Below are 23120 nucleotides of genomic sequence, written 5' to 3'. Positions count from 1 at the left end.
GTTGGAAGCCAGCTCTCAACGCCTTCGCCATCACCTTCCACGACCGCTGGCCGAACGCAGAATCCTACTAATGAAAAACGCCGGAAACACCGTTAACGAGACACACCCGAGAAAACCCCCGGCTGGGCCGACGCGGCGGGTGTGCACAAGCGGGGGCGGTGAAGGAGCGCTGCCGATCAGAGGTTGTTCGTAGCGAGCCAGCTGATCAGCACACGCTGAAATTCCAGCGGATGCTCCACGCTCGGCAGGTGCGCGGTGCCGCGGAACGTGCATCCGCTTGATTGCGGCAGCATCTCCAGCAGAAATTCATAATGGGCCAGCGCTGAGGTGACGTCGAGCTCGCCCACGGTGACGAGCGCCGGAACATCGATGTCGCTGACCCGGTCGAGCGCGGGCGGCTCAAGCGGAATCGAGATCGGCGCCTCCGTAGCGTGGATGACGTTGCGCAGGTTGAGTTCTTGCGCCAGGGCGAGAAAGGCCGGGTCGACGTCGGCCGGCTTACGGGTCGGCCCGACCGCCCACAGGGTGACCTCAAGCCGGGCCAGCCGGGGCCACTGGCGGGCGGTGAAAGCCGCATCGAGCTTGTCGAACAGGGTGTCTTCCCGCTCGGTGAGCTCCACCTCGGGAAATCCGCTGGGGCCGGAGCCGATCGTGACCAGGCCCGCCACCCGCTCGGGACTGGCGACGGCCAGGTCGATCGCAATCGTGCCACCGCGTGAGCAGCCGATGAGGGTGGCCCGAGCGACGCCGAAATGATCGAGCAGCGCCGCGGCATCCGCTCGATTGGAGAATTTCACATTCTCGGTCGTCGTCTGGCCGAAACCGCGGGCATCAAAGCGAATGACGAAGTGGTGCGCCGCGAGAGCCGCGACCTGCGGATCCCACATGCGCAGGGTCGCAATGCCGGCGTGCAGCAACAGCAGGGCGGGAGATTCGGGGTCACCCAGTGTTTCGTAGTAGAGCGAAGCGCCGGGAACATCGAGTCTGGGCATGCCCCGAGCGTAGCGCCACGTCCCGTGCGCCCGAAAGACCAGGCTCGTGCGATGGCTGGAATCAGCAGAGGCTGTTTTGACCTGGTGAGCGGTCCGAAACCCCTAGGCTCAACATAATGGGCGGTGTACTGGTCGGGTTTTCGATTATCGGATTTGTAATCCTGATCGGGTACTTTGTCGAACGGTTCGGCATCGTCGGTGTCGGCACCGGCCGGGTGCTCAATCGGATGGCCTTCTTCGTGGCGACTCCGGCGCTGCTGTTCACGGTGCTCTCGCACGCGGATGTCGCCGTGCTGTTCTCTGAATTTCTGCTCGCCATTGTCTGCACCATCGTGGTCGGTGTCGTCGTCTATGTCATCGCCGCCCGCTTGTTTTTTCGTCGACCGCTGGCCGAGACGGTGCTCGGCGCATCGACCGCGACGTACGTCAACGCAAACAATATCGGGCTTCCGGTAGCCATCTACGTGCTCGGCAGCGCGCAGTACGTGGCTCCCGTGCTGCTGCTGCAGCTGGTCATTCTGGCCCCGACCATTCTGGCCATTCTCGACCTCGCCACCCAGGGCCGAGCGTCGTTTCGGTCGATCGTGACTCAGCCCATTCGCAACCCGATGATTATCGCCTCGCTCGCCGGTGTGCTCGTGGCGATGCTGGGCATCACGCTGCCCAAACCCGTGCTCGCCCCGTTCGAGCTGATCGGCGGCGCCGCCATTCCCCTGGTGCTGCTGTCGTTTGGCATGTCGCTGCACGGCCAGCGCCTGCTGAAAGCCGGAACCGGGCGCAAACAGGTCGTCGCCGCGACCGCGATCAAGGTCGCGCTCATGCCGATCGTCGCGTACCTGTTCGGGCACTTCGTGTTCGACCTCGCCGGTGACGAATTGTTCGCCGTCGTCGCCGTGTCGGCGCTGCCGACCGCGCAGAACATCTTCAACTTCGCCTCGCGCTACGACCGGGCCATGGTCGTCACCCGCGACACCGTGTTGCTCACCACGATCCTGTCCATGCCCGCCCTGCTCGTGATCGCGGCCCTCCTTGCCTGAGTGCCGGCAGAACTGCGGAGATTTTACTCACATTCCCCGAAATCACTGGGTCACCGCACGGTGCGTTCGCGCGTGACCGTGAAGTTCTCCGCAGGTATGCAGGGGCACCAAGTGATTTTGCCCTCGAAAGGATGAAAATGTCGCTCAGCACCCCCGAGACCGGTTTGCCGGCCCCGTTCTCCCCGCCGAAACCCACCAGCCTGCCGATCAGTGACTCGGCCGACCGGTTCTACCTGAACCGGGTCTACTGCGTCGGCCGCAACTACGCCGACCATGCGCGAGAAATGGGCAATGACCCCGATCGGGAGCCGCCCTTCTTCTTCGCCAAACCGGCCGACGCCGTGTTCGCCGTGACCGAGGGCGTTCCCGCTCGCGGCGTTTCTGTCCACGAGGTGCCCTACCCGCCCGAGACCGACAACCTGCACTTCGAGATGGAACTCGTTGTCGCGATCGGCGTTGGCGGCGCCGACATCGCGGCAGTGGATGCCCTCGGTCACGTCTTCGGCTACGCCGCCGGCGTCGACCTCACCCGCCGCGACCTGCAGGATGCAGCCAAGGCCGTGCGTCGCCCGTGGGACCTCTCCAAGGGCTTCGACTTTTCCGGACCGTGCTCGCCGCTCGTCGCCGCGGCCACGATCGGTCATCCGGCCGCGGCCCGCATTTGGCTCGACGTCGACGGTGACACCCGCCAGGACGGGGACCTCGCCGACCAAATCTGGCCCGTTCCCGACGTGATTGCCGCGCTGTCCCGCTTCGTCACGCTGCGTCCGGGTGACCTGATTTTCACTGGGACTCCCGCCGGTGTCGGCCGCATTGAGCCCGGTGACGACGTCACCGCCGGAATCAACGGGATCGGCGAGCTCGCGTTCCGCGTCGTCTGACCGGTATCCGCTTGCCTGGCAGCTCAGGCCAGCAGCGCGCCGAGGGCGGTCGTGGCGTGGCCGCGATGCTCATCGAGTAGGCCGATGACGAGCTCGGTGTCCCCGGCGGCGAAGGCGTCGACGATGGCGGCATGCTCGTGCTCGACCAAGGCCCGGTTGCCCGCCTGCTCGTAGTAGAGCCGGCGGTAGGCTTCGGTCGAATCCCAGAGCGCACGCAGAATGCGTTCCAGCCGGGGGAGCCCGGATGACGTCACGAGTACGAAGTGAAACCGCCGGTTGGCCTCGTTCATGGCGAGCATGTCGCCGGCCGCATTAGCCCGCTCCACCTCGACGGCGGTGGCGCGCAGCGCGGTGAGCACGTGTTCGCCGCCGCGCGCGATCGTGGCGCGCACCGCCTCCGCCTCGAGCAGCTGCCGCAGTCGGTACACTTCGAGCAGGTCGGCAAGCGAGAGCTCGGTCACCCGGTAGCCGCGATGCGGCTCGTGCACGACGTGCCCCTCGGTTTCGAGCGTGTTGAGGGCCTCCCGCACCGGAACCCGGCTGACGCCGAGGCGTTCGGCCAGATCCTCCTGTCGCAGTGGCTGCCCGGGAACAAACTCGCCGACGGCGATCAGGCGCCGCAACTCAGCGAGCACGAATGCCGGAACTGTCGGCGGGCGCTGGGTCGGATTGGGAGAAGACACTGTCAAAACTCTAGCGAAAGGCCGGGATGCCGGTGATGTGCTGGCCGAGAATGAGGGTGTGCACCTCGTCGGTGCCCTCGTAGGTGCGCACGCTTTCGAGGTTGTTGGCGTGGCGCATCGGGGAATAGTCCAGGGTGATGCCGTTGCCGCCGAGCATGGCGCGGGCCTCCCGGCAAATGGCGATGGCTTCGCGGCAGTTGTTGAGCTTGCCGACCGAGATCTGGTGCGGAGCGAGCGAGCCGGCGTCCTTGAGCCGGCCGAGCTGCAGGGCGAGCAGCGTGCCCTTGTTGATTTCGAGCGCCATGTTGACGAGCTTCTGCTGGGTCAGCTGGTAGCCGGCGAGCGGCTTACCGAACTGCATCCGCTCCTGCGAGAAGGCCAGCGCCGCAAGGTAGCTGTCGCGGGCCGCACCCATGACGCCCCAGACGATGCCGTAGCGGGCCTCGTTCAGGCACTCGAACGGGCCGCGCAGACCGCGCGCCTTGGGCAGCATCGCCGAGTCGGGCAGGCGCAGCTCGGTCAATTCAATCTCGCACTGAATCGAGGCTCGCATCGAGAGCTTTTGCTCGATCGGCGTGGCGACGAATCCGGGGGTATCGGTGGGGACGACGAAGCCGCGGATTCCGTCATCCGTCATCGCCCAGATGATGGCGACCTGTGCGATCGAGGCCAGGCCAATCCAACGCTTGGTGCCGTTGAGAACCCAGTCGGTGCCGTCGCGGCGCGCGAAAGTGGTCATGCTCGCCGGGTCGGAGCCGGCCGAAGGCTCGGTCAGCCCGAAGCAGCCGATCACCGAACCGGCGGCCATGCGCGGCAGCCACTCATTTTTCTGCTCCTCGGAGCCGTGCTTGTGGATCGCGCTCATCGCGAGCGACCCCTGCACGCTCACGAAGGTGCGCAGCCCAGAGTCGCCGGCCTCGAGCTCGAGCGCAGCGAGGCCGTACTCGACCGAGCTGCGCCCGGGGCAGCCGTAGCCCGTGAGGTGCATGCCGAGCAGGCCGAGCCTGGCCAGCTGCGGAATGATCTCGAGCGGAAAGAACGCGTTCTCGTACCACCCGGCGATGTTCGGTTTGATCGTGGTGTTGACGAAGGCCCGCACCGCAATGCGCAGGGTGATCTCGGTCTCGGTCAGCAGGGAATCGATGCCCACGAGGTCGGCGGCGTCGGTCAGATCGGTGTCAATGAGGGTAGTCATGAGTCGTCTTCCTTCAGTAGAGCGGATGCTTATGGTCAGAAAAAAGTCGCACCATTGTGTTCCCCGAGCAGTGGCGGCGGGCGCCGGTATCGTGCGGGGGTCGCGGAGAGGCTGATCGGGTTGGCGATCTGCTGGCTCACCCGCGACCGGTTCGAATCGGTCACCGGCACGATCGGGGCGAGGCCGAGTTCGGTGGCCAGTTCGAGCGCCTCGGCGATCGAATTCACCTTGCCGGCCGGCACGCGCGCGGTCGCCAGCAGTGCGGTCCATTCCGTGGCCGGACGGGTGGCGAGCCGCGCTTCGAGCAGCTCTTTGAGCGCCGCGCGATGGGCGAGGCGGTCGGCGTTGCAGCCGAACCGGTGATCGCGTGCCAGCTCGGGGCGGTCGAGCACCTGTACGAGTGCGCTGAACTGCTTGTCGGTGCCGACCGCGATCGCGATCGGGTCGTCCAGGGTTCGAAACGTTTCATAGGGTGCGATGCTCGGGTGAGCGTTGCCAAGGCGCTGGGGGGCGACCCCGGTGGCGAGGGTGCTCGAGGCCTGGTTGACCAGCCCGGCGAGTAAGGACGAGAGCAGATTCACCTCGACTCGCTGGCCCAGACCGGTCTGCTCGCGCGAGCGCAGTGCGGCCAGAATGCCGACGACCGCGTTCTGCCCGGTCAGTACATCGACGAGGGCGACCCCGACCTTGCTCGGTTCTTCGGCGGCCGAGCCGGTCACGCTCATCAGCCCGCCGACCGCTTGCACGAGCAGGTCGTAACCGGGGAGCGCCGCGCCGCCGGCGCGGCCGAATCCGGTGACCGAGCAGTAGACGAGCTCGGGGCGCTCCGCGGTCAAACTGGCGTAGTCGAGGCCGTACTGCTCCATGACGCCCGGGCGAAAGTTTTCGATCACGACGTCGGCGCTCAGCGCGAGGGCGCGCGCTTCAGCCAGGCCGTTCTCGGTACGTAAATCGCAGACCACAGAGCGTTTATTGCGGTTGACGCTCGCGAAATAGCTACCAATACCGTTCAGGTCGACCGGCGGCACCCAGGCGCGGGTGTCATCGCCGAGCGGGTGCTCGATTTTGATCACATCGGCGCCGAAATCGGCCAGCATCATGGTGGCAAATGGCCCGGCGAGCACGCGAGAAAAATCCGCAATACGGATGCCGTCCAGCGGACCCGTCGTGCGCGCCTCATCAATAATCCCGGTCATTTGGATACTGTATCCAATTTGGCCGAGGAGGGGAAGGAGTGGACGCCTCGTGCGGTCATTGTGGGCACGTTCAGGGCGACCGCGGGCAGGGGGTAAGCCCTCCGTTATTAAACGGTTACGGGGGCGAATGGGCGGTTAAAGATGGCGCCATGCCCATATTTCTGCGAGACTGGAGCTTTGAGCTTGCTCGCACCTCGAGTAATCACGTCCAGTACGTCGGGCATCCCAACAAAGGAATCCCATTGACGGATCAAACATTTCAACTCATTGCAATCGTTTTATATCTCTCAGGCATGGTTGCCATCGGCTACTTCGCCTTTCGTCAGACCAAAGACCTTGACGACTACATGCTCGCCGGCCGAGGACTCAAGCCGGGCACAGCGGCCCTGAGCGCGGGTGCTTCGGACATGTCCGGCTGGCTGTTGCTCGGTCTCCCCGGAGCCATCTACGTGTCCGGCCTCGTTGAGGCCTGGATCGCCATCGGCCTCACCATCGGTGCCTGGCTGAACTGGAAGTTCGTGGCACCGCGGCTGCGCTCCTACACCTTCGTATCGAAGAACTCGATCACCATCCCGAGCTTCTTCGAGAACCGACTGAAAGACACGTCGCGCCTGCTGCGCGTGGTCTCCGGTGTGATCATCCTGGTGTTCTTCACGTTCTACGTCTCCTCCGGCATGGTTGCCGGAGGTGTGTTCTTCGAGGAGTCTTTCGGCTCCACGTTCGTCACCGGCATGCTGATCGTCGGCGGCGTCACCCTGCTGTACACCCTGTTCGGCGGCTTTCTCGGTGCTACCCTCACCGACGTTGCCCAGGGCCTCCTCATGCTCGCCGCGCTGATCGCTGTTCCCCTCGTAGCGCTGAACGCCACCGGCGGAGTCGTCGCAACCCTCGACTCCATCCGCGAAGTCAACCCCGACCTGCTGTCTTTGACCGCCGGCGGATCCGTGCTCGGTGTCATCTCGGCTGCCGCCTGGGGCCTCGGTTACGTCGGCCAGCCGCACATCATCGTGCGTTTCATGGCCATGCGCACCCCGCAGGACGCCAAGGCTGGTCGCCGCATCGGCATCGGCTGGATGATCCTCACCGCCCTCGGTGCTATTGCGACCGCCCTGATCGGTATCGCGTACTTCCAGCAGAACCCCGACTTGGATCTCGCAAACCCGGAGACTGTGTTCCTCATTCTCTCGCAGACCCTGTTCCACCCCTTCATCGCGGGCCTCGTGCTCGCCGCCGTGCTTGCCGCGATCATGAGCACCATCTCCTCGCAGCTCATCGTCTCGTCGTCGGCGCTCGTTGAAGACCTCTACAAGATTGTGGGCAAGGATGCCGCGCCCAAGCAGCTGGTCATGCTCGGCCGTATCGGTGTGCTCGTCGTGGCCGTCATCGCCGCACTGATCGCGCTGCAGCAGAACTCGACCATTCTCGACCTGGTCGGTTTCGCCTGGGCCGGCTTCGGTGCCGCCTTCGGTCCGGTGGTCATCCTCTCGCTGTACTGGAAGAAGCTCTCCACCTGGGGCACCCTGGCCTCCATGGTCACCGGTGCCGTCGTCGTGTTCGTCTGGGGTAACTCCGCCCTCGGCGACACCCTGTATGAGATCGTGCCCGGCTTCGCTGCCAGCATGATCGTGGCCGTCGTGGTCTCCCTCGCCACGTACAAGCCGAACGCCGAGATCGATGCCGAATTCGAACTGGCCGCAGAACAGGCACACCCGAAGTACCAGGCTCCCAAGAAGGTCTCGGTCTAACCACCGGCACCTCGCACTGTACGTTTTACTGCAACGACAGCTGCCCCCGGCCGAAAAGCCGGGGGCAGCTGTCGTTAACGCATCTTTCTATTAGAAGATCATCGGGCGGTCGTCATCGTCGCCGCCCAGATCGAGGTCGACGAGCACCGGAACGTGGTCGCTCGGGGCGTCGCCCTTGCGTTCATTGCGATGGATGCTGGCATCCGTTACCAGATCGGCGAAGGCGGGCGAGCCGAGGATGAAGTCGATGCGCATGCCCTCGTTGCGCGGAAACCGCAGCTGCTTGTAGTCCCAGTAGGTGAAGCCCTCCGGCACGATCGGGCGCACGACGTCGGTCAGGCCGGCTGCCTGGAAGGCCTCGAACGCCGCGCGTTCCGGCGGCGAAATGTGCGTGGAGAGACCGGGAACCAGCGTCGGGTCACCGGCGTCTTCGTCGCGGGGCGCGACGTTCCAGTCGCCCATCATGGCCAGCGCGAGCGTGGGATGGGCCTCGAGCTCCGCGACCGCGTGGGCCTCGAGGGCCTTCAGCCAGGCCAGCTTGTAGTCGTAGTGCGGGTCGCCGAGCGCACGCCCGTTCGGCACGTACAGGCTCCACAGGCGCAGGTCGTTCACGGTCACGCCGAGCGCGCGCGCCTCGAGCGGCTGGTCTGGACCGACCGCACCCTTCAGGAAGCCGGGCATATTCGGAAAACTGGTGACGACATCCGTCATTGGCTCGCGGCTGGCAAACGCCACGCCATTCCACTGGCTCAAACCGTGAATGGCGAGGTCGTAGCCGGCGTCCTCGAACACCTGCGAGGGAAACTGCTCGGGCTTGCACTTGATCTCCTGCATGGCGAGAACGTCGATGTCTTCGCGTTCCATCCAGTCGACGATTCGTCCGGAGCGGGCACGAACGGAATTGACGTTCCAGGTGGCGATGCGCATGACTCCAGCCTATAAGGGCCAGCGTGCCGCCCGGCCAAGCGGATGCCGCCTTCCGCGGTATCGAACGCAGCCCCGACCGTGTTGCGATTGAATGGACATAGATACACGGTTATGGGCGGAAAGGGTATTTTGACGGAGTTGCGGATTGGCTACGCGGCCATGCTGGAGCAGTTTGCACCGGCCGAGGCGGTCGCACTGTCGGCCTACGCGGAGCAGCACGGTTTCACCGGCGTGATGGCGGCCGACCACTTTCAGCCCTGGGTTCCAGCGCAGGGTCAGTCGAGCTTCGTCTGGAGCGTGCTCGCCTCGATCGCCGAGCGCACCACCGGCGACTTCGGTCCCGGCGTGACGGCGCCCACCTTTCGCTGGCACCCGGCCATGGTCGCGCAGGCTTCCGCGACGCTGGCCTCGATGCACCCGGGGCGGCATTGGCTGGGACTCGGCAGCGGTGAAGCGCTGAACGAGCACATTGTGGGCGGCTACTGGCCCGAAGCCCCGGAGCGCATCAATCGCATGTTCGAGGCCATCGAGATCATCTCCAAGCTGTTCGCCGGGTCCCTGGCCGACAAGGACGTCAAGCACTCCGGGCAATTCTTCAAGCTTGAATCCACCCGGCTGTGGACCATGCCGGACGTTGCCCCGGAGATTCTGGTAGCCACGGCCGGCCCGGTCACGGCCAAACGCGCCGGTCGGCTGGCGGACGGCCTGATCACGGTCGGCGCCCCGCTGGAGAAGATCGCGATGCTGTTCGCAAAATTCGACGGCGGCGCCCGCGAGGCCGGAAAAGACCCGTCGACGATGCCCAAGGTGTTGCAGCTACACATGAGCTGGGCCGAAACCGACGAAGAGGCCATGACCAATGCCCTGCACGAGTGGCCGAACGGCGGCATGAAGTTTCCGAAGAGCGATATTCGATCGCCGTTCGAGTTCGAGCAGCTGGCCAAAATGGTGCGTCCGGAGGACTTCGAGGGCCGCATGGTCATCTCGGCCGACCCCGACGAGCACCGCAAATACATCCAGAAATTCGTCGACCTCGGCTTCGATCGCATCTACCTGCACAACGTCGGCCGCAACCAGAAGCAGTGGATCGACGTCTTCGGCGCATCCGTTCTGCCGAAGCTGGTGCGCTGATGCCGCACGACGCCCGGCCCGACGCGGCCGCGGCGGAAGTGGGGGCAATGGAACTGTTCGGCCTCAAGGTGTTCACCCTCGGTGGGTTCGGTGAGATCACGGCCGGTGACGACCTCGCCGCCCTAATCGCGGAGGCCGCTCGGTCCCGCCTGATTGACGGCGATATTGTGGCGGTGACCAGCAAGATCGTTTCGAAGGCCGAGGGGCGGGCTGTGCCAGCGGCCGACCGCGAACAGGCGATCACCGAAGAGACCGTGCGGATCGTGGCCTCACGCGCCTACCCGGGTGGAGTCACCCGCATCGTCGAGAACCGGCAGGGACTCGTGATGGCGGCGGCCGGCGTCGACACCAGCAACGCGCCCGCGGGCGTCGTGCTGCTGCTGCCGGTGGATCCGGATGCCTCCGCTCGCGCGCTCTGCACAGCCCTTCGCGAGCGCACCGGCCTGCGGCTCGGCGTGCTGATCACCGATACTGCCGGGCGCCCGTGGCGCGAGGGCCAGACCGACATCGCCATCGGTGCGGCGGGGCTTGTGGTACTCGACGACCTGCGCGGCACAACGGATGTCTCGGGTCGCCGCCTCGACGTCACCGTCGCGGCGGTCGCCGACGAGATCGCCGGAGCCGCCGATCTGGTCAAGGGCAAGACCAGCGGCAACCCGGTCGCCGTGCTGCGCGGACTCGGACGACTGGTCGGCGACCTCGATGCCGTCGGCGCCCGGGCGTTACAGCGCCCGAGCGACACCGACATGTTTAGGCTCGGTACCACCGAGGCCCGCGCCGAAGGGTATCGCGAGGGGTTCGCCGCCGGGTTGGCTGCAGCAGCCGAGAAAAGCTAGATCGAGATCGTGAGGTTCTGGATCAGGCCGGTCTCGGCGGCGAGCTCGAAGCGGTAGCTGAGGTCGACGCTGCGGCCGGGAAAGTTGCCCTCGATGCGGTTGATGACGGTCGTTGCCGCCTCGTCCTTCTCGGTGCGCAGGAGGGTGGTCGTGATTTCGAACTCGGCGGCGCTGCCGGCCAGCCAGGCCGTGATGGCCGGCTCGCCGGTGTACGTCTTGCCGTCGTCGACGACGATAGCGTTTTCGACAAAGGTCGCTCGAGCGGAGGTGGGCTTGGCGCTCGCGCTGCGCTCCAGATAGGTGACGATCGCCATGGGAAGCGCGCGAGCCTGTGCGGTGAGTGACTGTGACATGGGACCTCCTGGGCCGTTCATTCGAACGTACGGATGTTGGCTACTCGACCCCTGAGGCTACCGCTTGCCGGGTTGCGCGGGTTTGCCGGCGGAGCGCTGATAGCGTGTTTACCGTGGATCAGACTCGGTGGGTGGTGGTCGTCCCGGTGAAGGGAACCGCCGGGGCGAAGAGCCGCCTCGGGGCCGGAGCCGGGCGGGCGGGCCTCGCCGATGCGTTCGCGTTGGACACGGTAGCGGCGCTGGTGGCGGCATCCGCTGTGGAGCGCGTGTTCGTGGTGACCGCAAGTGCACGGCTCGGCGTGCTTCTCGCCGCACTCGGCGCCGTCATCGTGCCGGAGGTGCCGGGCCCGGACGCGGGGCAGGACCGATTGAACGCCGCGATCGAGCAGGGTGCCGAGGCGGCCCGGTTCGCGTGCCCCGACGCGAATCTGGCCGTTGTGACCGGAGATCTGCCGGCCCTGCACGTGGCCGATGTAGAAACGGCGTTCGCGCTCGCGGCCACGCACCCGCTCTCGATGGTGGCCGATGCGGAGGGCGTGGGAACAACGACGCTGCTCGCGCAGGCCGGCTACAGGTTCACTCCGCGGTTCGGTCTCGGCTCCCGCGCCGCGCACGAGGGCGACGGGCACGTCGTGCTGGACTTGCCGCTGAGCTCGTCGCTGCGACGCGACGTCGACACCGCAGCCGACCTCGACACCGCCCGGGCGCTGGGGCTCGGGCCGCACACGAGCGAACTGGTCTAGCTCCTGGCTCCGGGCCACAGCGCCAGGGCGGCGGCCGCCATCGCGGTCGTGGCGGGCAGGTCGGTCATCCACAGTGGCACAGCGGCCGAGCGGATGCCGGCGGCCGCGAGAGCGGGCAGGGCCACGGCATCCGATTCGTCGATGAGCCAGCCGTCGAGGATGCCGCCCCGGCTGCGGGCACCGTAGTGCAGCGCGACCGCGAGTGCACTGGTCTCGACCCCGATCGTGCGGAGGCAGGCGTCGGCCATTCCGCGCACCGCCGCGCCGCCGACAATCGGAGAGACGCCGACCACGCGGGCCGCGGTCGACCGCAGCGCATCACGTATGCCCGGAACGGCCAGGATCGTGCCGACCGACACGACCGGATTCGACGGCGGCAGCACGACGAGGTCGGCCTCGGTGATGGCTTCGAGCACCCCCGGCGCGGCGACCGCGTCGGCGAGTCCCCGCTGCTCGAACCCGGTGATCGGCACCTTCGCCCGGTAGCGAACCCACCATTCTTCGAAGTGGATATAGTCGCCCACGGAGTGCTCATCTATATTCTCGGCGAGGCATACGTGGGTTTCCACGGGCTGATCACTCATCGGCAGCAGCCGCACCCCGGGCTGCCAGCGGCGGCAGAGAAATTCCGTCGCTTCAGAGAGCGTCGAACCGCTGCGCAGTAGATCGGTGCGCACGATGTGGGTGGCCAGATCGAGATCGCCGAGGGTGAACCAGGACCAGCCGCGACCGTAAGCCGCGATCTCAGCGGAGGTCCTCCGGGTCTCGTCGGGGCGGCCCCAGCCCTGCTCCTCGTTGATACCGTCACCGAGCGTATACATGACCGTGTCAAGGTCGGGGCAGATGCGCAGCCCGTCCAGCCACATGTCGTCGCCCGTGTTCACAATCACCGTCACGGTGGCGTCTGGAGCTTCCACCGCGAGCTGCGCCAACACACCGCGGGTGAAACGGGCACCGCCGACACCACCGGCCAGAACGGTCACGCGCTTCAGGCTCGTCATGCCGACGCCGCTCATACCGCCTCCGCTCATGCCGACACCGAAGCAGCCGCATAGACGATGACCGGATGACCGCCGCGCGGATGCTCGAGAATGTAGCAGTCCACGCCGTAGACGGCGCCGATGATCTCGGGGGTGAGCACCGCAGCGGGCGTGCCGGAGGCTACCAGCAGGCCACCATCGAGCAGCAGGATGTGGTCGCAGTAGGCCGCGGCGAGGTTGAGATCGTGCAGGGCCATGATCGCCGTCACGCCCAGCTCGCGCACCTGCCCGAGCAACGAGAGCTGGGCACTCACGTCGAGGTGGTTGGTCGGTTCGTCGAGCAGAAGCAGGCTCGGTTGCTGCGCCATGGCCCGGGCGATCTGCACGCGCTGCTGCTGCCCACCGCTCAGAGTGGGCCACGACCGATCGGCCAGAGTTCCCGCACCGACCAGTTCGAGGGCGTCCAGAGCGACCGTGCGATCCTCCGCGCTGCTGAACGAGCCCATGAGTTTGGTGCGGTGTGGAATGCGCCCCAGCAGCACAACCTCAAGCACGGTCAGTTCCACACTCGGGGCGGCGTTCTGCTCGAGCAGCGCGATCCGCCGGGCCGCCTCGCGCCGCGGAAGGGAGCCGATGGCGACGTCGTCGAGGGAGGCGGTGCCGGCATCCGCTGTGTCGATACCCGCGATCAGGCGAAGCAGGGTGGACTTGCCGGCGCCGTTCGGCCCGAGCAGGCCGGTGACGCTGCCGGTGGGCAGTGACGCCGAAACGTCCCGCAAAATGCTGGTGCCGTCGACGCTGAACGACAACCGATCGAGTTCTACGCCCACAGCTTCGACTTCTTTCTCTTGATCAGCAAAATGAACACCGGCACGCCGATGAACGCGGTGATGATGCCCACCGGCAGCTCGCGCGGATCGAACACGGTGCGCGCGAGGGTATCGGCGATCACCAGGAACAGCGCCCCGCAGACCGCGACGAGCGGGAGCAGGCGGCGGTGGCCCGGGCCGCTGATGCCGCGCACCAGGTGCGGCAGAATGAGCCCGACGAACCCGATGGACCCGCTCACGGCCACCATGGCCCCGGTGAGCAGAGCGACCGAACCGAGCAGGGCCCAGCGGGTGCGATTCACATTGATGCCGAGGCTGGCCGCCGACGTGTCACCGAAGGCGAACGCGTCGAGCCGGGTCGCCGACAGGACAATGCCGGTGCCCACGACCAAAACGGCTGTCGCCGCGATCATTACGCTCTGCCAGGTGGCACCGGCCAGCGAGCCGAGCAGCCAGTTGAGGATCTCGCGGTAGGAGTCGCCCTTGGCCGCCCAGAAGATGATGAACGAGGTGAGGGCACCGGCGAGCTGGGCGATGGCCAGGCCGGCGAGCACGGCCCGCACCGGGGTGATCGTTCCCCCGACCTTGGCGATGCTGAGCGTCGCCATTAGGGCCAGCAATGCCCCGGTAAACGCTGCGGCCGGCAGGGCAAATCCGATGCCGAGAATGACCACGCATACCGCACCAACGGATGCCCCGCTCGACAGCCCGAGCAGGTACGGGTCGGCGAGGGGATTGCGCGTCACGCTCTGCATCACGGCGCCGCTCAGGGCGAGGCCCGCGCCGACCAGGGCGGCCGTGAGCACGCGCGGTAGCCGGAGCTGCCAGACGATCGAGTCGATGAGTAGCGGTACCGGCTCGACGGGCAGGCCGAGGTGCGCGCCGATGCTGCCCGCCACCTGGGCAAGGCTCACCGCTGCCGGCCCGATGGTCACGGCAACCGCGCACCCGAGCACGAGTAGAGCGGCTGCCGCGACCAGCCACCCGAGGTACTTACTGCGGGTCACTCGTCGAGCGCGGCTAGCTGCGAGATCGTGGACGCCGTCGCTTCGACGTTGCGGATGCCGGCCTCGGTCGCGGCGAACGGCAGGATGATGTAGCGCTGGTTCTTGACGGCGTCGAGCACCTGCGTGGCCGGGTCGGACTCCAGGTGGGCGATCTTCGACGCGGCGGTGTTCCAGGTGGCGTCGACGAGCACGATGACGCTCGGGTTGGCCTCGATGATCGATTCCCAGCCCGCCGAGGTCCAGGTGTCGCTCACGTCGGCGAAGATGTTGGTGAGCCCGGCGGCGTCCATGATCATCTCGGGTGAGCCGATACCAGCACCGACATAGGGGGTCGTGGTGCCGCTCGAGTACCACAGGGCCGTGGTGTCGGTCGCGGTCGGCTTGAGGGCGGCGAGGTCGGACTGCAGGCCGCTGACCAGCTTGGCTGCGGCATCCGTTGCGCCGAAGATGGCACCGGCCTCGTCGATTTCGGCGAAAACCGTGTCGAAGGTGAGCGGGTTCGGCATGGAGTCGCCCTTGCAGGCGGCCGGCGAGACGTAGGTTCCCACGCCGAGAGCCTCGAGGGCGGGGCGCTCGCCCACGCCGTCGGCGCTGAAGTTGGATTCCCACCCGCCGTAGATGAAGTCGGGGTTCAGGCCAAGCACCGCCTCCTGTCCGGGCAGAAAGTCGCTGATCACGGTGAGGTCGGCGCCGGCTGCCGCGAGCGACTCAGGTAGGGGCCCGTCGAGAAAGGCTGAGCCGACGATGCGGTCGCCGAGTCCAAGGGCGAGCAGCAGTTCGGTGGCCGAGGACTTGATCGACACGATCCGTTCGGGGGCGGCTGCGACGGTGACGCTGGTGCCGCAGTTGTCAGCCGTGATGGGGTAGCCCGCGCGGGCAGCTGTTGACGAAGCGGGGGACGAGGCCAAAGTGGCGGCGGGCGTTGTCGTGGCGGCGCATCCGCTGAGCAGCAGGGCGGCGTTGATGCCGACGCCGATGAACAGAAAACGGGAACGACGGAGCATGTGGGACCTCACAAAATTTGGGCGCGGTAAACTGGACTGTCCAGCGACCTGCTGCCCAAATCGAGGCAAGCTCAACCAATAAAATCTAATCGGTGGTCGTGAACACCGTATCAGGGGCGCAGAAAAAACAGGGCATAGGCTGAACAGGCTGAGTAACTCGACGAGGGAGAGCGCATGTTGAAGCTGGGGCTGAAGGCGTCGGCGGAGCAGTTCGCACCGCGAGAATTGGTCGAACTCGGTGTCATGGCCGAGGAACACGGGCTCGACAGCGTGACGGTGAGCGACCACTTTCAGCCCTGGCGGCACGAGGGCGGGCACGCGCCGTACGCCATGGCCTGGATGGCCGCGGTCGGCGAGCGCACGAAGCGGGTGCAGATCGGCACGTCGGTGATGACCCCCACCTTTCGCTACAACCCGGCCGTGATCGCCCAGGCCTTCGCCACCATGGGCTGCCTGTACCCCGGGCGCATCATGCTCGGCGTCGGAACCGGCGAAGCCCTCAACGAGATCGCCACCGGTTACCGGGGTGAGTGGCCCGAGTTCAAGGAACGCTTCGCCCGCCTGCGCGAGGCCGTCGACCTCATGCGCCAGCTCTGGACCGGCGAACGAACCGACTTCGACGGTGAGTACTACAGCGCGGTCGGTGCCACCCTGTACGACGTTCCGGATGCCCCGGTGCCGGTCTACATCGCGGCCGGCGGCCCCGTCGTGGCCCGTTACGCCGGCCGGGCGGGTGACGGCTTCATCTGCACCTCGGGCAAGGGCATGGAGCTCTACACCGACAAGCTGCTGCCGGCCGTGGCTGAGGGCCTCGAGAAGGTCGGGCGCCCGCAGGACGACATCGATCGCATGATCGAGATCAAGATCTCCTACGACACCGACCGGGACACCGCGCTCGAGAACACCAGGTTCTGGGCGCCACTGTCCCTCACCCCCGAACAGAAGCACTCCATCCAAGACCCGCTCGAGATGGAGGCCGCTGCCGACGCCCTGCCGATCGAACAGGTCGCCAAGCGCTGGATCGTGGCGTCCGACCCCGACGAGGCCGTCGCCTTGATCAAGCCCTACCTCGACGCGGGCCTCGACCACCTGGTCTTCCATGCCCCCGGCCATGACCAGAAGCGCTTCCTCGACCTGTTCGAGCGCGACCTGGCCCCCCGGCTGCGTCAGCTGGGCTGATCCGCGCGCTGGCCGAAGCCCGCTACGCCCAGCGCGCCCCGACCTCGTGCAGCGCGGAATCAGGCGGATGCGCCGCTGCGGCCAGGGCCTCGGCCACCGGCCGAATATCGTCGGGCAGGGCACCGGCGGTCACGCGAATGAACGCGGGACCGCCGGTGCTGGAAAGGTACGGGGTTGCGAGAAACGGCGAGCCGCCGGCCACCCGAATGCCGGAGGCGGCCAGGCGCACCATGGCGTCTCGTTCGTTTTGCACCGGCAGCCAGGTGTTGATACCGTCGGCCTGCACCACGTCGAGGCCGAACTCGCCCAGGGCATCGGCGAGGGCACGCTGCCGGGCGAAGTAGATGCGCCGGGCCTCGCTGATCTGCGCCATGCTCTCGCCGTTGGTGAGCAGGTCGTGCAAAATTGTCTGCAGCATGCGGCTGGTCCACCCCGGGCCGAGCATCCTGCGGGACACGATCGGGTCGATCAAAGCGGCCGGACCGCCGAGGGCGGCCATGCGGAGGTCGGGGCCGTGCGACTTCGAAAAGCTGCGCACGTGCAGGGTTCGTTCGGGCAGCCAGACGCCGAGACTCACATCGGGGGCGATGCTGATCTCGGCGGAGTGGTCGTCTTCGATCACGATGGTGTCGGCGCTGGCCGCCGTTGTGCGCAACAGGTGGGCGAGTTCCTCGGCCCGCTGCCCGGTCATCGACGCGCCGGTGGGATTGTGCGCGCGCGGCTGCAGGAGCACGACGGCCGGACCGAGTTTGAGGGCTTCGGCGAAGTCGGCCGGAATGATGCCGTGCTCGTCGACGGCCACCGGCAGCCGCTCCAGCCCGAGCTGGTCGAGCAGGTCGAAGAACGGTGGGAACGACGGGTTCTCCACGATCACCCGGTCGCCGAAGCGAGCGACCGCATCGAGGCTGCGCGAGATGGCGTCGAGGGCACCGTCGACGATGGTGATCGTCTCCACCGGGTACGGCCACGAAGTCCGCACTACCTCGAGCAGCTCCGGAATAATGGGCAGATCCTGATAGCTCGGCGTTTCCGCGCGCTGCGCTACCCGGGAGAGCGCCGGCCCCAGCGCCGGCAACAACCGCGGGTCTGGCGTGCCGTGGGAGAGGTCGAGGCGGGCCGGACCGACCGCGCCGATCATGGACTGGCTGCGGGCCGGCAACCACCTGGGCGCGGCATCCTGAACGAAGGTGCCGCCGCGACCACGCGACACGATCAGGCCGACCGCGGAGAGCGCCTGCCAAGCGTGGCTGACGGTCGCGGGGCTCACGCCGAGCTCGCCGGCCAGCAGGCGCACGGTGGGCAGGCGGTCGCCCGGTGCGAGGCGACCGGAGGCGATCAGCCGCCCGATGGCCGCGGCGATCCCCGCGGGGGTGCGCTGCTCAATTTCGTCGATAAAGTTCTGCATTGCCCTTGCCCCTGGGTGCGTTGGCCGACAGGATGATTAATGCGTGCGATACACAGAGAAACACATTTGAAATGTTTACGTCAAATAATAACAATACGAACAGCGCGGTTCGTTACGGTCATTGACTAACGAAGCAAGTGGAAGGCACAGCATGAGCAACGGCACCACCTCCGACACCAGAAACATCGTTCGAACGGCGATCACTCAGGCCACCTGGACCGGTGATGAAGAATCCATGATTCAGAAGCACGAGGGATTCGTGCGCACCGCGGCCGCCCAGGGCGTTCAGGTGATCTGCTTTCAGGAACTCTTTCACGGCCCCTACTTCGGCATCGTGCAGGACGCCAAGTACTACGACTACGCGCAGCCCGTTCCCGGCCCCATCGTCGAACGGTTTCAAAAGCTTGCGAGCGAGTACAACATGGTCATCGTCGTTCCGATGTACGAAGAAGAACAGCCCGGCGTGCTCTACAACACCGCCGCGGTCATCGATGCCGACGGAACCTATCTCGGCAAGTACCGCAAGCACCACATTCCGCACCTGCCCCAGTTCTGGGAAAAGTTCTACTTTCGCCCCGGCAACACCGACTACCCGGTGTTCGACACCAGGTACGGCAAGATCGGCGTCTATATTTGCTACGACCGCCACTTCCCGGAGGGCTGGCGGGCGCTCGGCCTGAACGGCGCGGAAATCGTGTTCAATCCCTCCGCGACCAAGCCCGGGCTGTCCAACCGGCTGTGGGAGCTCGAGCAGCCAGCCGCCGCGGTCGCCAACCAGTACTACGTCGGCGCGAACAACCGCATCGGCAACGAAGAGGCAGAGTTTGGCGACGAGGCCGTGACGTTTTACGGCAGCTCCTACTTCGTTGATCCCAAGGGCAACTACGTGGGCGAGCGGGCCTCGACCGACACCGAGGAGATCGTCGTGCGTGACCTCGACCTCGGCGTCATTCGCGAGGTGCGCCGCGACTGGCAGTTCTACCGCGACCGTCGCCCCGACTCGTACGCGCCCCTCGTCGCCCCTTAAAGCGCACGGCGCAGTTAAATCAGCACTGCGGAGGCTGCCGACCGATCCGGTCGGCAGGATCCGCTATCCCTGACACTTTTCAGCGAAGAGGATGCCATGAAGACTTTGATCAAGAACGGCACCGTGGTCAATGCCACGGGCCGAGGACTCGCCGATGTGCTGATCGACGGGGAGAAAATCGCTGCCGTGCTCGCGCCCGGCTCGAACCTGCTCGGCTTCGATGTGGCGGGCAATGTCGACCGCGTCATCGACGCCGGCGGCAAGTACGTCATTCCCGGCGGCATCGACGCCCACACCCACATGGAGATGCCGTTTGGCGGCACCCAGGCCAGCGACACCTTCGAAACCGGAACCCGCGCCGCCGCCTGGGGCGGCACCACGAGCATCGTCGACTTCGTCGTGCAGTACGCCGGCGAAAACGTGCTCGAGCGCTACGCCGCCTGGCAGCAGAAGGCTGCCGGCCAGTGCGCCATCGACTACGGCTTTCATCAGATTCTCAGTGACGTGCAGGACAGCTCACTGACCGCCATGGACGAACTCGTCGCCGAGGGCGTCTCGAGTTTCAAGCTGTTCATGGCCTACAAGGGTGTCTTTCTCAGCGACGACGGCCAGATCGTCAAGGCCATGCAGCGCGCGGCCACCAACGGCAGCATGATCATGATGCACGCCGAGAACGGCAGCGTTATCGACCTGCTCGTACAGCAGGCCGTCGCCGCCGGCAATATCAGCCCGCTGTACCACGGCCTCACCCGGCCCTGGCAGGCCGAAGAAGAAGCCACGCACCGGGCGATCATGCTCGCCAACCTCACCGGTGCTCCTCTCTATATAGTTCACGTGTCTGCCAAGCAGGCCGTGGACCAGATCGCTCAGGCCAGGGACAACGGCCAGAATGTCTTCGGCGAGACCTGCCCGCAATACCTGTACCTCTCGCTCGAGGACAATCTCGGTGCTCCCGGGTTTGAGGGCGCGAAATGGGTGTGCTCGACGCCGCTGCGCGCCAAGGCCGAGGGCCACCAGCACCACATGTGGCAGAGCCTCGCCACGAACGACATCCAGATGGTCTCCACCGACCACTGCCCGTTCTGCATGAAGGGTCAGAAGGAGATGGGCCTGACCGACTTCTCTAAAATTCCCAACGGCATCGGGTCGGTCGAACACCGCATGGACCTGCTCTACCAGGGCGTGGTCGACGGCAAAATCTCGCTCGAACGCTGGGTCGAGGTCTGCTCGACCACCCCGGCGCGCATGTTCGGCATGTACGGCCAGAAGGGCGTGATTCAGCCGGGCGCCGACGGCGATGTGGTCATCTACGACCCGAACGGGCACACCTCGATTGGTGTCGATAAGACTCACCACATGAACATGGACTACTCCGCCTGGGAGGGCTACGAGATCGACGGCCACGTCGACACCGTCATCTCCCGCGGCAAGGTCGTCGTCGACGACTTCGCCTACCTCGGCACCAAGGGTGACGGCCGGTATATCAAGCGCGGCCTGAGCCAGTATCTGATTTAAGGGGGAAGACATGGATTTCGGAGCAGTACTGCAGACCAACCCGCCGTCGGCGCGCACCGTGCAACTGGCCAAACTAGCCGAGGCCCACGGATTCAGTCACGTCTGGACCTTCGACTCGCATCTGCTCTGGCAGGAACCCTATGTGATCTACAGCCGTATCCTGGCCGAGACCAGCAAGATCATCGTCGGCCCCATGGTCACCAACCCGGCGACCCGCGACTGGACGGTGACGGCATCCACTTATGCAACTCTCAACGAGATGTACGGCAACCGCACCATCTGCGGCATCGGGCGCGGCGACTCGGCCGTGCGCACCACGAATGGCGCGCCGACCACGCTGAAGACCCTGCGCGAGTCGATCCATGTCATTCGGGAGCTTGCCAACTCCCGCCCGGTCGAATACAACGGCGCCACGGTGCAGTTTCCGTGGAGCCGCGGATCGAGCCTGGAGGTCTGGGTCGCCGCCTACGGTCCGCTCGCGCTCAAACTCACCGGCGAGGTCGGCGACGGCTTCATTCTGCAGATGGCCGACCTCGACGTCGCCAAGTGGATGATCGAGAGCGTGCGCACCGCAGCCTCCAACGCCGGGCGCGACCCGATGGCGATCAAATTCTGCGTCGCCGCCCCCGCCTATGTCGGTTCGGACTGGGAACACATGCGCAACCAGTGCCGCTGGTTCGGCGGAATGGTCGGCAACCACGTGGCCGACATCGTGGCCAAGTACGGCACCGATTCCAACGTTCCCGCGGCCCTCACCGACTACATCAAAAACCGTGAGGGCTACGACTACAACCAGCACGGCAAGGCGGGCAACGAGCACGCCGCGTTCGTGCCCGACGAGATCGTCGACCGATTCTGCCTGCTCGGCACCGCGAAAGACCACATCGAGAAGCTCGAGGCACTCAGAGACCTCGGCGTCGACCAGTTCGCCAGCTATCTGCAGCACGACAACAAGGAAGAAACGATGCGCGTCTACGGCGAATCCGTGATTCCGGCCATGACCGATTCCATCATGGCCACAAAATAGCATTTTCATCTCCACCATCACCGACCCAGAAAGCCAGCGATATACGTGACTGACACCAGCACACACACCGTCCCTCCCGCAGCCACCGGCGAGGCGCCGAGCCTCAATGCGCGCACGAGCGAACTCGACCGGGCGCACGTCTTCCATTCCTGGTCGGCGCAGGCGGCGCTGAAGCCGCTCGTCATCGCTGGCGGGCTGGGCTGTCGCGTCTGGGACCACGATGGTCGCAGGTATCTTGACTTTTCGAGTCAGTTGGTGAACGTGAATATCGGCCACCAGCATCCGTCGGTACTGAAAGCCATCACCGAGCAGGCCGCTCTGCTGACCACCATTGCGCCGTCGACGGCGAACCTGGCCCGCGGCGAAGCAGCCCAGCGCATCACCGATCGCGCCCCCGCCGGGTTCAACAAGGTCTTCTTCACCAACGGGGGAGCGGATGCGAATGAAAACGCCATGCGCATGGCCCGCCTGCACACCGGCCGCGACAAGGTGCTCTCCCTTTATAAGTCGTATCACGGCAACACCGGGGCGGCCGTGGTCGCCACCGGCGACTGGCGCCGCATTCCCAACGAGTACGCGCGCGGCCACGTGCACTTCTTCGGGCCGTTCCTCTACCGCAGCGAATTCTGGGCGAGCAGCGAAGAGGAGGAATGCGCCCGCGCGCTGCACCACCTCGAACGTGTCATCCAGGGTGAGGGTGTGGCCTCGGTTGCCGCTATTCTGCTCGAGTCGATTCCCGGCACCGCCGGAATCATGATGCCGCCGGTCGGCTACCTGCCCGGGGTACGCGCGCTCTGCGACAAGTACGGCATCATGCTGATCCTCGACGAGGTCATGTGCGGCTTCGGGCGCACGGGCAACTGGTTCGCTTTTCAGGCCTATGACGTCGTGCCCGACCTGATCACCTTCGCCAAGGGCGTCAACTCCGGCTATGTACCGACCGGAGGCGTGATCATCTCCGATGCCATCGCGGCAACCTTCAACGAGACGGTCTTTCCCGGCGGACTCACCTACAGCGGGCATCCGCTCGCCATGGCGTCGATCGTCGGTGCGCTGGATGCGATGGCCGACGAGGGCATCGTGGAGAACGCGGCCCGCATCGGGCGGGACGTGCTCGAGCCTGGGCTGAAAGCCCTGCAGGTCAAGCACCCGATTATCGGCGAGGTGCGCGGGGTCGGCGTGTTCTGGGCGCTCGAACTCGTCGCCGACCCGGCAACTCGCGAGCCGGTGAGCGGCGCCGTCATGGCCCGCGTCAAGGCCGAGCTGCTCGGGCGCGGCCTGCTGCCTTTCCTCATGGAGAACCGCATCCACGTCGTTCCGCCGTGCGTCGTGACCGACGCCGAAGTTGCCGAGGCGCTCGCCATCTACGACGAGGTGCTCAGCCTCGACCTGCTTTCCTAACCGCAGTCAACCCTGAAGGACGTTTC

22 protein-coding genes are annotated in these 23120 nt (G+C 66.0%); 11 read left to right on the top strand and 11 right to left on the bottom strand.

Going from position 1 to position 23120, the window contains the following annotated elements:
* Nucleotides 1-176 precede the first annotated feature (176 nt).
* Nucleotides 177-992 (bottom strand): alpha/beta fold hydrolase, encoded by an 816-nt coding sequence (locus E3T41_RS12910; protein WP_134478922.1) that lies wholly within the window; start codon nt 990-992, stop codon nt 177-179.
* A gap of 116 nt (nt 993-1108) precedes the next feature.
* Between E3T41_RS12910 and E3T41_RS12905 the strand changes: the two genes are divergently transcribed.
* Together E3T41_RS12905 and E3T41_RS12900 are read left to right on the top strand one after the other, a co-directional pair.
* A complete protein-coding gene (locus tag E3T41_RS12905) occupies nt 1109-2029 on the top strand; it encodes an AEC family transporter (RefSeq protein WP_134478920.1) in 921 nt (306 codons plus the stop codon).
* A 137-nt stretch (nt 2030-2166) separates the two neighbouring features.
* Nucleotides 2167-2910 (top strand): fumarylacetoacetate hydrolase family protein, encoded by a 744-nt coding sequence (locus E3T41_RS12900; protein ID WP_092447926.1) that lies wholly within the window; start codon nt 2167-2169, stop codon nt 2908-2910.
* 23 nt (nt 2911-2933) lie between these two features.
* Here E3T41_RS12900 and E3T41_RS12895 read toward each other — a convergent pair whose 3' ends face one another.
* Genes E3T41_RS12895 through E3T41_RS12885 form a run of 3 tightly spaced genes read right to left on the bottom strand, consistent with a single transcriptional unit; the run spans nt 2934 to nt 5984 of the window.
* Nucleotides 2934-3593 carry a GntR family transcriptional regulator gene (locus tag E3T41_RS12895; RefSeq protein ID WP_092447925.1) on the bottom strand — a complete coding sequence of 220 codons (660 nt, stop codon included), beginning with the start codon at nt 3591-3593 and terminating at the stop codon, nt 2934-2936.
* A 10-nt stretch (nt 3594-3603) separates the two neighbouring features.
* Entirely contained in the window at nt 3604-4788 is a 1185-nt protein-coding gene (locus tag E3T41_RS12890; protein WP_092447924.1) for an acyl-CoA dehydrogenase family protein, read from the bottom strand.
* 35 nt (nt 4789-4823) lie between these two features.
* The gene (locus E3T41_RS12885; protein WP_092447923.1) at nt 4824-5984 is read right to left on the bottom strand and encodes a CaiB/BaiF CoA-transferase family protein; all 1161 of its coding nucleotides are present in this window, start codon (nt 5982-5984) and stop codon (nt 4824-4826) included.
* Nucleotides 5985-6226: 242 nt separating this feature from the next.
* Between E3T41_RS12885 and putP the strand changes: the two genes are divergently transcribed.
* Nucleotides 6227-7729 (top strand): sodium/proline symporter PutP, encoded by a 1503-nt coding sequence (gene putP, locus E3T41_RS12880; protein ID WP_092447922.1) that lies wholly within the window; start codon nt 6227-6229, stop codon nt 7727-7729.
* A gap of 90 nt (nt 7730-7819) precedes the next feature.
* Here putP and E3T41_RS12875 read toward each other — a convergent pair whose 3' ends face one another.
* On the bottom strand, nt 7820-8656 hold the full coding sequence (locus tag E3T41_RS12875) for an exodeoxyribonuclease III (protein WP_092447921.1): 837 nt from the start codon (nt 8654-8656) through the stop codon (nt 7820-7822).
* A 111-nt stretch (nt 8657-8767) separates the two neighbouring features.
* Between E3T41_RS12875 and E3T41_RS12870 the strand changes: the two genes are divergently transcribed.
* The gene (locus E3T41_RS12870; protein ID WP_092447920.1) at nt 8768-9787 is read left to right on the top strand and encodes a TIGR03557 family F420-dependent LLM class oxidoreductase; all 1020 of its coding nucleotides are present in this window, start codon (nt 8768-8770) and stop codon (nt 9785-9787) included.
* A 47-nt stretch (nt 9788-9834) separates the two neighbouring features.
* Entirely contained in the window at nt 9835-10623 is a 789-nt protein-coding gene (cofE, locus tag E3T41_RS12865; protein ID WP_104131830.1) for a coenzyme F420-0:L-glutamate ligase, read from the top strand.
* Here the strand turns inward: cofE and E3T41_RS12860 are convergent.
* On the bottom strand, nt 10620-10976 hold the full coding sequence (locus tag E3T41_RS12860) for a nuclear transport factor 2 family protein (protein ID WP_134478918.1): 357 nt from the start codon (nt 10974-10976) through the stop codon (nt 10620-10622). The two genes, cofE and E3T41_RS12860, sit on opposite strands and share 4 nt — an antisense overlap.
* Before the next feature lie 131 nt (nt 10977-11107).
* Here E3T41_RS12860 and cofC point away from each other — a divergent pair, with 131 nt between their 5' ends.
* Nucleotides 11108-11719: a 2-phospho-L-lactate guanylyltransferase gene (gene cofC, locus E3T41_RS12855; protein ID WP_198416422.1), complete on the top strand. Its 612-nt coding sequence runs from the start codon at nt 11108-11110 to the stop codon at nt 11717-11719.
* Here the strand turns inward: cofC and cofD are convergent.
* Genes cofD through E3T41_RS12835 form a run of 4 tightly spaced genes read right to left on the bottom strand, consistent with a single transcriptional unit; the run spans nt 11716 to nt 15540 of the window.
* Nucleotides 11716-12750, bottom strand: coding sequence for a 2-phospho-L-lactate transferase (cofD, locus tag E3T41_RS12850; RefSeq protein ID WP_241991165.1), 1035 nt, complete (start codon nt 12748-12750; stop codon nt 11716-11718). The two genes, cofC and cofD, sit on opposite strands and share 4 nt — an antisense overlap.
* Nucleotides 12747-13529, bottom strand: a complete 783-nt coding sequence (locus E3T41_RS12845; protein ID WP_104131820.1) for an ABC transporter ATP-binding protein — start codon at nt 13527-13529, stop codon at nt 12747-12749. Before E3T41_RS12845 ends, cofD begins: the two co-directional genes overlap by 4 nt.
* A complete protein-coding gene (locus tag E3T41_RS12840; protein ID WP_134478914.1) occupies nt 13520-14536 on the bottom strand; it encodes a putative F420-0 ABC transporter permease subunit in 1017 nt (338 codons plus the stop codon). The genes E3T41_RS12845 and E3T41_RS12840 overlap by 10 nt, the downstream gene beginning before the upstream one ends.
* The gene (locus E3T41_RS12835) at nt 14533-15540 is read right to left on the bottom strand and encodes a putative F420-0 ABC transporter substrate-binding protein (RefSeq protein ID WP_092447915.1); all 1008 of its coding nucleotides are present in this window, start codon (nt 15538-15540) and stop codon (nt 14533-14535) included. The genes E3T41_RS12840 and E3T41_RS12835 overlap by 4 nt, the downstream gene beginning before the upstream one ends.
* 174 nt (nt 15541-15714) lie before the next feature.
* Here E3T41_RS12835 and fgd point away from each other — a divergent pair, with 174 nt between their 5' ends.
* Entirely contained in the window at nt 15715-16719 is a 1005-nt protein-coding gene (fgd, locus tag E3T41_RS12830) for a glucose-6-phosphate dehydrogenase (coenzyme-F420) (protein WP_092447914.1), read from the top strand.
* 22 nt (nt 16720-16741) lie between these two features.
* Here fgd and E3T41_RS12825 read toward each other — a convergent pair whose 3' ends face one another.
* Nucleotides 16742-18124: a PLP-dependent aminotransferase family protein gene (locus tag E3T41_RS12825; RefSeq protein ID WP_134478912.1), complete on the bottom strand. Its 1383-nt coding sequence runs from the start codon at nt 18122-18124 to the stop codon at nt 16742-16744.
* Between the two features lie 151 nt (nt 18125-18275).
* Between E3T41_RS12825 and E3T41_RS12820 the strand changes: the two genes are divergently transcribed.
* The 4 genes from E3T41_RS12820 to E3T41_RS12805 all read left to right on the top strand — a co-directional run bounded on the left by E3T41_RS12820 (nt 18276) and on the right by E3T41_RS12805 (nt 23094).
* Nucleotides 18276-19151, top strand: coding sequence for a nitrilase-related carbon-nitrogen hydrolase (locus E3T41_RS12820; protein WP_104131817.1), 876 nt, complete (start codon nt 18276-18278; stop codon nt 19149-19151).
* Between the two features lie 96 nt (nt 19152-19247).
* Nucleotides 19248-20666, top strand: a complete 1419-nt coding sequence (gene hydA / locus E3T41_RS12815) for a dihydropyrimidinase (RefSeq protein WP_134478910.1) — start codon at nt 19248-19250, stop codon at nt 20664-20666.
* 10 nt (nt 20667-20676) lie between these two features.
* Nucleotides 20677-21693 (top strand): TIGR03842 family LLM class F420-dependent oxidoreductase, encoded by a 1017-nt coding sequence (locus E3T41_RS12810; protein ID WP_134478908.1) that lies wholly within the window; start codon nt 20677-20679, stop codon nt 21691-21693.
* Between the two features lie 45 nt (nt 21694-21738).
* On the top strand, nt 21739-23094 hold the full coding sequence (locus E3T41_RS12805) for an aspartate aminotransferase family protein (protein WP_134478906.1): 1356 nt from the start codon (nt 21739-21741) through the stop codon (nt 23092-23094).
* The last annotated feature ends 26 nt before the right edge of the window (nt 23095-23120 follow it).

Origin of the sequence: Cryobacterium sp. Hh38 (assembly GCF_004403235.1) — a bacterium.
Lineage (GTDB): Bacteria > Actinomycetota > Actinomycetes > Actinomycetales > Microbacteriaceae > Cryobacterium > Cryobacterium levicorallinum.
The sequence above is the reverse complement of the archived record's forward strand: the minus strand, read 5'-3'. Positions and strand labels throughout refer to the sequence as shown.